Genomic DNA, 11210 nt, shown 5'->3' on the forward strand with positions numbered 1-11210 from the left:
ACCCGGGCCTTCTCGCACTCCTCGGCGGAGCCCCCTGTCGGATTCGAACCGACGACCTTCGCTTTACAAGAGCGGCGCTCTGACCAGCTGAGCTAAGGAGGCCTGCACGCGTGCGTGCCCGTGCAGTGTACCCAGGTCGCGGCGGCCGCCTCCCGGGAATTCCCCCGAACTTCATCACGTCCCGAGTACTGACAGATCCGGTGGACGACAGGTAGCGTCCTCAACCAGTTCACCCTCGTGGACTACACCACTGCGGAACGATCCGCGGTGGTCACCACCTTTACTCGGATCGTCCGGCACGTTCCTGCCGGTGAAGGGGGCCCATCTCCATGGCCACTGTCTCGTTCGACAAGGCGACCCGCGTCTACCCGGGTTCCGACAAGCCCGCCGTCGACGGCCTCGACATCGACATCGCGGACGGCGAGTTCCTCGTCCTCGTCGGCCCGTCCGGCTGCGGCAAGTCCACCTCGCTGCGCATGCTCGCGGGTCTGGAGGACGTCAACGGCGGCGCCATCCGCATCGGCGACCGCGACGTCACGCACCTGCCGCCCAAGGACCGGGACATCGCCATGGTGTTCCAGAACTACGCGCTCTACCCGCACATGACCGTCGCCGACAACATGGGCTTCGCCCTGAAGATCGCCGGCGTCAACAAGGCGGAGATCCGCAAGAAGGTCGAGGAGGCCGCGAAGATCCTCGACCTCACCCAGTACCTGGACCGCAAGCCCAAGGCCCTCTCCGGCGGTCAGCGCCAGCGTGTCGCCATGGGCCGCGCCATCGTGCGCGAGCCGCAGGTCTTCCTCATGGACGAGCCGCTGTCGAACCTGGACGCCAAGCTGCGTGTGTCCACGCGTACGCAGATCGCGTCCCTGCAGCGCCGGCTCGGCATCACCACCGTCTACGTCACCCACGACCAGGTCGAGGCCATGACGATGGGCGACCGCGTGGCCGTGCTCAAGGACGGTCTGCTCCAGCAGGTCGACTCGCCGCGCAACATGTACGACCGCCCGGCCAACCTCTTCGTGGCCGGCTTCATCGGCTCCCCGGCGATGAACCTCGTCGAGGTCCCGATCACCGACGGCGGCGTGAAGTTCGGCAACAGCGTCGTGCCGGTCAGCCGCGAGGCCCTGTCGGCCGCCGCGGACAAGGGCGACCGCACCGTCACGGTCGGCGTCCGCCCCGAGCACTTCGACGTGGTCGAGCTGGACGGCGGCGCCGCCTCCTCCCTCAGCAAGGACTCCGCGGACGCCCCGGCCGGCCTCGCCGTGTCGGTGAACGTCGTCGAGGAGCTCGGCGCCGACGGCTACGTCTACGGCACCGCCGAGGTCGGCGGCGAGCAGAAGGACCTCGTCGTCCGCGTCAACGGCCGCCAGGTCCCCGAGAAGGGTGCCCAGCTGCACGTCGTGCCGCGCCCGGGCGAGACGCACGTCTTCTCCACCTCCACCGGCGAGCGTCTCTCCGACTGACGCCGCACCACGCACGATCCGCTGTTCGGGGCCGGTGCCCCGGACGGCGGCGGAGGGCCCCGCAGCCGTGCTGCGGGGCCCTCCGCGTTGTCGACAAATACCCCGGCAGATGGGGCGATTCACCCGCGTGACGTCAACTCCGCGCTCGAAAAGAGCCGTTCACCTGTCCCTCGAACTGATTACTAAATGTCGCCAAATCATCACCGGGCGCTACCCTCACTCGCGTGAAGCACTCCATTAACCACCCGATGCGACACGGCCGCCGCCCCGCGGGCCGTCCCGCGCGGCACAGCCGCGGTCCCGCCCTGCGGATCGGCCGCTCCCTCGCCCTCGTCCTGCCCGTCGTCCTGGTGCTCTCCGGGACGCTCGCGGTCAGCCGGGTCAACTGGTCCGGCGACTCCGCGGACCCGGCCCTCGCCGCCTCCGCCGAGAACGTCTCCTCGCGCACCGCCGCGCGGGCCCCGCACGAGGCGCTGCGCGACGAGCTCCTGATCGAGCTCCAGGAGAAGGATCCGGGCGCCGCCCTCACACACCTCCAGGAAGCGGTGAACGACCGTCCCTCGCTCGCGAAGCACTGTGCCTCCCTCGCGCGCTCCCTCGGCCGCGCCGCCGTCCGCGTCTACGGCCCGACGCGCGCGCAGTCGTACGCCCGGCCCGTCTGCGACACCTCCTTCGCCTCGGGCGTGGCCCAGTTCGGCTGAGCCGGCCCGGCAGAGCCCGTCCGGCGGGGCGCGCGGGGCGCCACGTACAGTTCCGGTCATGACCCACCCGAACGCCGCGTCGCGCCCCGTCCAAGCCGTCGTCCTGGCCGGCGGCCAGGGTTCGCGGCTGCGCCCCTACACCGACGACCGGCCCAAGCCGATGGTCGAGATTCCGGGCACCGGAACCCCGATCATCGGCCATCAGCTCTCCTGGCTCGCCGAGGAGGGCGTCACCGACGCCGTCGTCTCGTGCGGGCACCTGGCCGAAGTCCTCCAGGAGTGGCTGGAGTCGGCGGACCTCCCCCTGCGGGTGACCACCGTCGTGGAGAAGGAGCCGCTCGGCCGCGGCGGCGGCCTGAAGTACGCGGCCCGGCACCTGCCGCACCCCGACCGCCCCTGGTACGCCACCAACGGCGACATCTGGACCCGCTTCTCGCTGCGGGACATGGCGGACTTCCACACCGAGCGCGACGCCGTCGCGACCCTCGCGCTGGCCCGGCCGCGCATCCCGTGGGGAGCCGTGGAGACCAACGGCTTCGGCCACATCACCGACTTCGTCGAGGCCCCGCCCGTCGCCTTCGACATCAACGCGGGCCTGTACGTCTTCTCGCCCGGGTTCACGGAGCTGCTGCCCGACCTCGGCGACCACGAGCGCACGACGTTCCCGCGGCTGGCGCGCGAGCGGAAGCTGGCCGGCTACCCGATCCCGCAGGGCGCGTACTGGCGGGCCATCGACACGGCGAAGGACCTCACGGAGGCGGCCAAGGAGCTCGCGGCCCTGAACCGCTGATCCCCGGCCTTCCGGCCCCCGGTTCTCCGGCCCCTCCGGTCCCCGGTCCCCCGGCCCGCGGTTCCCCGCTCCTCCGGCTTCCGTCCTGCGTCCCCCGCAGACACGGCGACGGGCCCCGGCGCCGCTGGGAGGCGCCGGGGCCCGTTCGCGTGCGGACGGCCCGGTCGTGCGGCGGTCAGCCGCCCAGCAGGCCGCCGACGAGCCGCTGCGAACCGCCGGAGCCGGAACCGCCGCCGTTGCCGTTGCCGCCGCCGTTGCCGCCGCCGTCACCGGGGGCCGTGCCCGCGTCGTCCGCGGCGCCCGTGCCGTTCGCGCCGCCGCCGGCCGAGGACGGGCCCGCGGTGGTGCTGGGCGCCTGCGGCGGCGCCGACTGCTGCGGGACCTGCCCGGCGCTGCCCTGGGTCTGGCTGGGGCTGCCGGCCCCCGCGGTGTTCGCGTCGCGGGTGGCGCCGGGCTCGGACGCGGCCCCCGAGGGGCTGATCGTCGTACCGCTCTGGCCCTGGGTGGGCGCGCCCGACGCGGACGGGTCATGCCGCCGCTGCTCGCCGGGCGCCTGCGGGAGCGGGGAGCCGGGCAGCTCGTTGCGCGGGGCCTCGCCCGGGCCGGGGACGACCACGCGGTCGGCGTCGCGGACCGCGCCGCCGAGGATCGAGCCGACGAGCAGCGTGACCCCGACGACGAGGGCGGCGACGAGCGCGCCCCGGCGCAGGACGCGGCGGCGCAGCTCCCAGATGCCCGCGCGCGGCCCGAGGGTGCGCCATGCCTCCCCGGCGAGCCGGCCGTCGACCGAGTAGACGGGGGCGCCCGCGATGATCAGCGGGGACCAGGCGGCGAGGTAGATGATGTCCGGCGCGTCGTAGACGGGGACGGTCTTCCAGCTGACGGTGACCAGGAGCGCGGCCGAGAGCAGGGCGCCGATCACGGCGGCGACGCGCTGCCAGAGCCCGAGCACGGTCAGGACGCCGACGACGACCTGGAAGAAGGCGATGAGGAGCCCGGCGCCCACGGGGTGCTGCAGGGCGAGGTCGCGCAGCGGCTCGGCCACCGCCCAGGGGTGCAGGGAGTCGAGCCACTTGACCATGGAACCGCGCTCGCCGCCGTCGAAGTAGACGGGGTCGCAGAGCTTGCCCATGCCGGCGTAGATGGAGATGGCGCCGAGGAAGACGCGCAGCGGGAACAGGACGACGCCGAGGTTCATGCGGCGGCCCGGGTAGTAGGCGTGCCGCACCGGGTCGGCGCCGTGCCGCCGGGCGGAGGCGCCGTCGGCCTCCTCGTCCCCCTCGGCCCCCTCGCCGTCGTGGCCGTCGTAGCGCCCGTCGTCCTCGAAGGGCTCCCGCGCGTACGGGACGGGCCCGCCGTCGGCGGTCTCCGGCTCCTCGTAGGCGCTGCCCGCGCTGCGCATCTGCGGCAGCAGGCGGGTCTCCGGCCCGCGGACGACGGGGATCTCGGCGGTCGTGTCGTCGTACGGGTCGTACCCGCCGTGGCCGGGGGCGCCGTGCGGGGCGCGGCCGTCGCCGCCGAGGTCGACGCGCGGGATGACCTGTGTCGAGCCGGCCTCCTCGGCGTGGCCGCGCACGGCGGTCGCCCGGGCGGCCTGCAGAAGCCGGGTGGCGCCGGTGTCGTCGGGGGCCGACCTGCCGCTCCAGACGACGGGGGCGCGGCGGGCGGCGGCGGGGACGCGCGCGGTGTCCTGTGCGGCGCTCACGCTCCGCGCGCCGAGCGGCGGCGACGTCCGCGGCGCGGTGCCCAGCAGGACGCGGAAGCTCGCATGATTGACGATGACCTGGGCCGGATCGCTCGGCACCTTCACCATGCTCAGCGCGGGAGCGTCGTCGAATCCCGACGAGCGGTCCCCCGTGGGAGTGCGGGGTGTTCTGGTGTCCACACTCATCTAACCGAGTGACGTGTGGTTAGGACACTGCCTCACCCGTCCCGATCTGTCCGGACCGCGTCAACATTGCCCCGAGGGTCACGCTCCGTCGGCCCCGGGGCCCGCGCCCGGCCGGCCCCGCCCCGCGGACGCGCCGCGGGGCCGGACCGCGGTTCAGGCGCGGCGGCGGGACGCCTCGTAGAGCACGACGCCGGCGGCCACACCGGCGTTGAGCGACTCGGCGCCGCCGGGCATGGGGATGCGGACGCGGAAGTCGCAGGTCTCGCCGACGAGCCGGGACAGGCCCTTGCCCTCGCTGCCGACGACGATGACGACGGGTCCGTCCAGGGCCTCCAGGTCGCCCAGCTCGACCTCGCCGTCCGCGGCGAGCCCGACGACGGTGATGCCCGCCTTCTTGTACGCCTCCAGGGCGCGCGTCAGGTTCGTGGCGCGGGCGACCGGCGTACGGGCGGCCGTGCCGGCGGAGGTCTTCCAGGCACCGGCGGTCATGCCGGCGGCGCGGCGCTCGGGCACGACGACGCCGTGGCCGCCGAAGGCGGACACGGACCGCACGACGGCCCCCAGGTTGCGCGGGTCGGTGACGCCGTCGAGCGCGACGATCAGCGGGTCCTGGCCCTCGTCGTACGCGGCGGCGGCCAGGTCCTCCGGGTGCGCGTACTCGTACGGCGGGACCTGCAGGACCAGGCCCTGGTGGTTGAGCCCGTTGGTCATGCGGTCCAGCTCGGGGCGGGGGGCCTCCATCAGGTGGATGCCGCCGCGCTCGCCGGCGAGCTGGAGCGCCTCGCGCACCCGCTCGTCGTTGTCGATGAACTGCTGGACGTACAGCGTGGTGGCGGGCACGCCCTCGCGCAGCGCCTCGACCACGGGGTTGCGGCCGACGACGAGCTCGGAGGCGGACCTGCCGCCGCGGCCGCGCGCGGCGGCCTGGCGTCCCTGCGCGCGGCGGGACTTCGCCTGCGCGGCGCGCTGCTTGACGTGCCCCTTGCGCATCTCGGCGGGCGGCGTGGGGCCCTTGCCCTCAAGCCCCCGGCGCCGCTGGCCGCCACTGCCGACCTGCGCGCCCTTCTTGCCGGACATGCGGCGGTTGTGAGCGGCCATGACCTACCTGTCTGTTGCGCGGCGCGGGGGACCCGAGCCTGAGCGGAGCGCGTACGTCCGTTCCGTACGCGTACGTCTTGAAGTGTGCCGTGCGGTGGCGGGCCGTGCCGCCCGGGGGTGGCCGGGCGGCGGGCCGTACGCCGGGTCTAGCGCGGCCCGAGGGACCAGCGCGGCCCCTGCGGACTGTCCTCGATCACCAGGCCCGACTGGTTGAGCTGGTCGCGGATGGCGTCCGCGGTGGCCCAGTCCTTGCGGGCGCGGGCGGCCTCGCGCTGCTGGAGCACGAGGCGCACGAGGCTGTCGACGACGCCGTGCAGGTCCTCGCCGCGGTCGCCCTCGCCCGCCCAGTGCGGGTCGAGCGGGTCCAGGCCCAGGACGCCGAGCATGGCGCGGACCTCGGCGAGGCGCGCGACGGCGGCCTCCTTGTCGTCGGCGGCGAGGGCGGAGTTGCCCTGCCGGACGGTGGTGTGGATGACGGCGAGCGCCTGCGGGACGCCGAGGTCGTCGTCCATGGCCTCGGCGAAGGCGGGCGGCACCTCGGCGGCCGGCTCGACCCTCCCGGCCTTCTCCACCACGCGCTGGACGAAGCCCTCGATGCGCGCGAACGCCGACTCGGCCTCGCGCAGCGCGTCCTCGCTGTACTCGATGGTGGAGCGGTAGTGCGGGGTGCCGAGGTAGTAGCGCAGCACGATGGGCCGCCACTGCTTGACCATCTCGGAGACCAGCACGGAGTTGCCGAGCGACTTCGACATCTTCTCGCCGCTCATGGTGACCCAGCCGTTGTGCACCCAGTACCGGGCGAACTCGTCGCCGAAGCCCCGGGCCTGGGCGATCTCGTTCTCGTGGTGCGGGAAGATCAGGTCGATGCCGCCGCCGTGGATGTCGAAGGCGGCACCCAGGTACTTGTGGGCCATCGCCGAGCACTCCAGGTGCCAGCCCGGCCGGCCGCGGCCCCACGGGGTCTCCCAGCTGGGCTCGCCGGGCTTGACCGCCTTCCACATGGCGAAGTCGCGCGGGTCGCGCTTGCCGGTCTCGCCCTCCTCGGAGGGCTGGCGCAGGTCGTCGAGGTCCTGGTTGGACAGCGACAGGTAGCCGGGCAGGGAGCGCACGTCGAAGTAGACGTTGCCGTCGGCCTCGTAGGCGTGCCCGCGCTCGATGAGCGAGCGCATCATCTCGATCATCTCGGGGACGTGCCCGGTGGCGCGCGGCTCGTACGTGGGCGGCAGGCAGCCGAGGGCGGTGTAGCCGTCGTCGAAGGCCCGCTCGTTCTCGTACGCGATGGACCACCAGGGCCGCTTCTGCTCGGCGGCCTTCCTGATGATCTTGTCGTCGATGTCCGTGACGTTCCGCACGAAGGTCACGTCGTACCCGCGGTACGCGAACCAGCGGCGCATGACGTCGAAGCTCAGGCCCGACCGGATGTGCCCGATGTGCGGGGCGGCCTGCACGGTCGCGCCACACAGGTAGATCGAGACGCAACCCGGCGCGAGCGGGGTGAAGTCACGGATCTGCCGGGCGCTGGTGTCGTACAGGCGAATAGTCACCACTCCAGAGTAGTGGGCGACGAGCAGTGCCCCGCGCCCGTCCGGGCCGCGGGGCAACCGATTCGTGACATCCGCCGTCGCACGGCGGCGCTGGGGGTGGGCCGGCGGCGCGGCCGGGCGCGATCCCCGTACAACGGCACCCGTCCGGGGGACGCGCCGCCCGCGTCAGCCGCCGGTGCGCACCACCAGGGCGGTGGCCACCGCCATCAGGCCCTCGTCGCGCCCGGGGAAGCCGAGCCCGTCGGTGGTGGCGCCGGAGACGGAGACCGGCGCGCCGACCGCCTCGGAGAGCACCTTCTGGGCCTCGTCGCGCCGCTTGCCGATCTTCGGCCGGGGGCCGACGACCTGGACGGCCACGTTGCCCACGGCGAAGCCGGCCGCGCGGACGATCCGGGCGGCCTCGGTCAGCAGCGTGATCCCGGAGGCGCCGGACCACTCGGGCCGTCCGGTGCCGAAGTGGGCGCCGAGGTCGCCGAGTCCGGCGGCGGAGAACAGCGCGTTGCAGGCGGCGTGCGCGACGACGTCGGCGTCGGAGTGCCCGGCGAGGCCGGGGCCCGCGTCCTCCCAGCGGAGGCCGGCGCACCACAGCTCGCGGCCCTCCTCGAAGGCGTGGATGTCGGTGCCGATGCCGACCTGCGGCAGCAGCACGCCGGGGGGCAGGTCAGAAGCCATCGGTGAGCCTCCTGCGGGCCAGGACCGCCTCGGCCAGGACGAGGTCGAGCGGCCGCGTCACCTTGAAGGCCTCCTCGTGGCCGGGCACGACGACGACCTGGAGGCCGAGCTGCTCGACCATGCTCGCGTCGTCGGTGACCTCGCCGGTGACCGTCTCGTGCGCGCGCACGAGGGTGTCACGGTCGAAGCCCTGCGGGGTCTGCACGGCGCGCAGCCGCGCCCGCTCGGGCGTGGCGACGACCGGCTCGGGCGCCCCGGGCGCGGCCGCGGGCTCGACCTGCTTGACGGTGTCCGCCAGGGGCAGCGCCGGCACGACGGCCGGCGCCCCGTCGCGGACCGCCTCGATCACGGCGTCGACGGTGTCCACGGGCACCAGCGGGCGGGCCGCGTCGTGCACCAGGACGATGTCGATGCCGGGCGGCAGCGCCTCCAGGCCGAGGCGTACGGACTCCTGCCGGGTCTCACCGCCCGGGACGACGGCGAAGTCCGTCCTCTCGGGCAGTGCGTGCGAGTCGAGCAGCGCCTTGACCTCGGACGCTCCGTCGGGCGGCGCCACCACGACGACCAGGGAGACGGAACGGGAGGCGGCCATGGCGCGGACGGCGTGGATCAGCATGGGCGTGCCGTTGAGCGCGCGGAGCGCCTTGGGGGCGCCCGGGCCGAGGCGGACTCCCCGGCCGGCGGCCGGAATCACGGCTGCGGTGCGGGTCCCCGCGGGTGAAGGGCGCGAATCGTGAGACATCGGTTCCTGTCAGGTTTGTGTGCTCGGCCTACCTGGGTATGGCCTGGGCGTACCCCCGCTCCTGGAGCTGGGGAGGTGCCGGGCGCGACGCCCCGGCCGGGGCCCCTTCCGTGACATCCCGGCCGAGCCGGCCGCCCGGACCCGGCACGATCAGTATCGGGGGACGGGCCGGCGGTGCGAGCGCTTTCCGCGCACGGCACCCGGTTTCCCCGCACGAAGTCCGGGTACGAACATGCCGCAGCGCCCGGCGACAGTACAGACGTCATCGGGCACCGCGGCATTTCAAAGCGCCGAAACCGCTCGCTCACGCCTCCGGCCGGAGGACGATCGGAGCACGCAGGGCGTTCAGGACGCGAGAACCTCGTCGAGCAGGGCCTCGGCCTTGTCCTCGTTCGTGTTCTCCGCGAGGGCGAGCTCGCTCACCAGGATCTGGCGGGCCTTGGCGAGCATGCGCTTCTCACCGGCGGAGAGTCCGCGCTCGCGCTCGCGACGCCACAGGTCGCGCACGACTTCGGCGACCTTGATCACGTCGCCGGAGGCGAGCTTCTCGAGATTTGCCTTGTAGCGACGCGACCAGTTCGTGGGCTCCTCGGCGTACGGCGCGCGCAGCACCTCGAAGACCCGGTCCAGCCCGTCCTGACCGACCACATCACGCACGCCGACGAACTCCGCATTGTCCGCTGGCACACGTACCGTCAGGTCGCCCTGGGCGACCTTCAGCACCAAGTAGGTCTTGTCCACGCCTTTGATCTGGCGAGTTTCGATGGCCTCGATCAGCGCGGCCCCGTGATGGGGATAGACCACGGTGTCGCCAACCTTGAACGTCATGTGACAGGTACCCCTTCCGTGGCTATCCAGGGTAACACGGAAACGGCGTCTTCTGAATGGCGTTTTCGCAGGTCAGGGCATATCTCGGGGCTTGACAAGTCCGACAGGAACGTGCTGCGCAGGCGGAGCGGAGGACGGTATTCGCAGGTCGGAGCCGCTGTCCGGGGAAGCCGAAACGCGCACGTTACAACACTCCAGGACCCCGTCGGCGTGCCCGAACGTCCGGGTTTGTCCGGTCCCGGCGGGGTGACTTCCACTACTCCGTTCGAGCAGGTACGAGCCGAATCCGGAATTGATCACCGCTTGGAAGATCGATTTCTCGCCGCGCTTCCGCATTCCTTACCGGAAATCCCCGGGGCGTGCCACCTGCACTAATGCGAATGACGGAACGGGGCGGCCGAAGAGAGCGGTGAGGCGGTTCACCGAAGCCGGGCCGGGAAGGGCGCGGTACCCGGATGACGCGAGCTCGCCGCCGCTCAGGGGCGGGTCGGGTGCCGTGCCTCGACAACGGGTCGGTAACCTATGGCCGCTGACACCAACACGGAGCGGCCCTGCACAGCCGCTGCGTACCGCCCACGTTCAAGGAGTTGCCGCAGCCGTGAGCAGCAGCCTTCGACGCGGCGCTCTCGCCGCCGCCGCCCTCGCGTTCTCGATCGCCTCGCTCGCCGCGTGCGGCGCCGGTCACGACGCTCAGACGCTGCAGATCAAGCCGGACAACGCGGCGACCACCGTCGGCGAGGTGAAGATCCAGAACGGCATCGTCGTCACGCAGCCCAAGCCGGGCGACGGCGGTCCGGCCGTGGTGGCCGCGACGCTGTTCAACGACGGCCGCACCGACCAGACGCTGGAGTCGGTCACCGTGGCCGACAAGCCCGCGGAGCTGAAGCCGGCCAAGGGCGCCAAGTCCGACAAGATCACCATCCCGTCCGGCGGCTCGGTCGTCCTGGGCGGCGACGGCAACGCCTCGGTCGTACTGCCCGACGGCAGCTCGGAGGTCACGAACGGCGACGTCCAGGAGGTCACCTTCACCTTCAGCAAGACCGGCAAGGTGGTCCTGAAGGCGTTCGTCTACCCGGCCGAGAGCTACTTCTCCGAGTGGGGCCCGAGCGCGGTGCCGTCCGCGTCCGCCTCCGCGAGCGGTGAGCCCTCCGAGTCGGCGTCGGGCGAGGCCGTGGAGCCCTCCGGGTCCGCCTCGGGCGAGGCCGCGGGCGGCGACGCCGCCGGTGCCGAGCCCTCGGACGCCGCCTCGGCGTCGGAGTCGGCCGCCGGGCACTGACCCACGCGGAGGGCGCGGGGCGTACGCCGTCTTCGTGCGAGCACCTTCCCGCGCGCCGCACGTGGGGACGTCCCCTGCGCGCAGGCGTCCCCGTACGGGCGGCCTCGTACCTCCGTACGGGGACGCCTGCGCTCGCTCCCGTCCTCACCTGTTCATCGGCGGTACGGCGAAGGGCGGCACCCCCTCGGGGGAGGTGCCGCCC

Annotated in this window: 10 protein-coding genes and 1 tRNA gene; 4 read left to right on the plus strand and 7 right to left on the minus strand. The window is 73.2% G+C overall.

The window, feature by feature from the left end; all coding sequences use genetic code 11:
• Nucleotides 1–28: 28 nt before the first annotated feature.
• Nucleotides 29–102 (minus strand) — tRNA-Thr (locus IE271_RS08645).
• A 227-nt stretch (nt 103–329) separates the two neighbouring features.
• Between IE271_RS08645 and IE271_RS08650 the strand changes: the two genes are divergently transcribed.
• The 3 genes from IE271_RS08650 to IE271_RS08660 all read left to right on the plus strand — a co-directional run bounded on the left by IE271_RS08650 (nt 330) and on the right by IE271_RS08660 (nt 2957).
• Nucleotides 330–1466 carry an ABC transporter ATP-binding protein gene (locus IE271_RS08650; protein WP_190189594.1) on the plus strand — a complete coding sequence of 379 codons (1137 nt, stop codon included), beginning with the start codon at nt 330–332 and terminating at the stop codon, nt 1464–1466.
• A 248-nt stretch (nt 1467–1714) separates the two neighbouring features.
• The gene (locus IE271_RS08655; RefSeq protein ID WP_190189624.1) at nt 1715–2167 is read left to right on the plus strand and encodes a hypothetical protein; all 453 of its coding nucleotides are present in this window, start codon (nt 1715–1717) and stop codon (nt 2165–2167) included.
• Between the two features lie 58 nt (nt 2168–2225).
• A complete protein-coding gene (locus IE271_RS08660; protein WP_190189595.1) occupies nt 2226–2957 on the plus strand; it encodes a nucleotidyltransferase family protein in 732 nt (243 codons plus the stop codon).
• A gap of 175 nt (nt 2958–3132) precedes the next feature.
• Here IE271_RS08660 and IE271_RS08665 read toward each other — a convergent pair whose 3' ends face one another.
• From IE271_RS08665 to IE271_RS08690, 6 genes are all read right to left on the minus strand, one after another.
• Nucleotides 3133–4842: a DoxX family membrane protein gene (locus tag IE271_RS08665; protein ID WP_190189625.1), complete on the minus strand. Its 1710-nt coding sequence runs from the start codon at nt 4840–4842 to the stop codon at nt 3133–3135.
• Nucleotides 4843–5001: 159 nt separating this feature from the next.
• On the minus strand, nt 5002–5946 hold the full coding sequence (gene rlmB, locus IE271_RS08670; RefSeq protein WP_190189596.1) for a 23S rRNA (guanosine(2251)-2'-O)-methyltransferase RlmB: 945 nt from the start codon (nt 5944–5946) through the stop codon (nt 5002–5004).
• Nucleotides 5947–6092: 146 nt separating this feature from the next.
• Nucleotides 6093–7490: a cysteine--tRNA ligase gene (cysS, locus tag IE271_RS08675; protein ID WP_190189597.1), complete on the minus strand. Its 1398-nt coding sequence runs from the start codon at nt 7488–7490 to the stop codon at nt 6093–6095.
• A gap of 165 nt (nt 7491–7655) precedes the next feature.
• Nucleotides 7656–8162, minus strand: a complete 507-nt coding sequence (gene ispF, locus IE271_RS08680) for a 2-C-methyl-D-erythritol 2,4-cyclodiphosphate synthase (protein WP_190189598.1) — start codon at nt 8160–8162, stop codon at nt 7656–7658.
• Nucleotides 8152–8904: a 2-C-methyl-D-erythritol 4-phosphate cytidylyltransferase gene (gene ispD / locus IE271_RS08685; protein WP_190189599.1), complete on the minus strand. Its 753-nt coding sequence runs from the start codon at nt 8902–8904 to the stop codon at nt 8152–8154. Before ispD ends, ispF begins: the two co-directional genes overlap by 11 nt.
• Nucleotides 8905–9249: 345 nt before the next feature.
• Nucleotides 9250–9732 (minus strand): CarD family transcriptional regulator, encoded by a 483-nt coding sequence (locus tag IE271_RS08690; RefSeq protein ID WP_003953493.1) that lies wholly within the window; start codon nt 9730–9732, stop codon nt 9250–9252.
• Nucleotides 9733–10330: 598 nt separating this feature from the next.
• Here IE271_RS08690 and IE271_RS08695 point away from each other — a divergent pair.
• A complete protein-coding gene (locus IE271_RS08695) occupies nt 10331–11008 on the plus strand; it encodes a copper chaperone PCu(A)C domain-containing protein (RefSeq protein WP_190189600.1) in 678 nt (225 codons plus the stop codon).
• Nucleotides 11009–11210: the final 202 nt, after the last annotated feature.

Origin of the sequence: Streptomyces minutiscleroticus (assembly GCF_014650875.1) — a bacterium.
Taxonomy (GTDB): Bacteria; Actinomycetota; Actinomycetes; order Streptomycetales; family Streptomycetaceae; genus Streptomyces; species Streptomyces minutiscleroticus.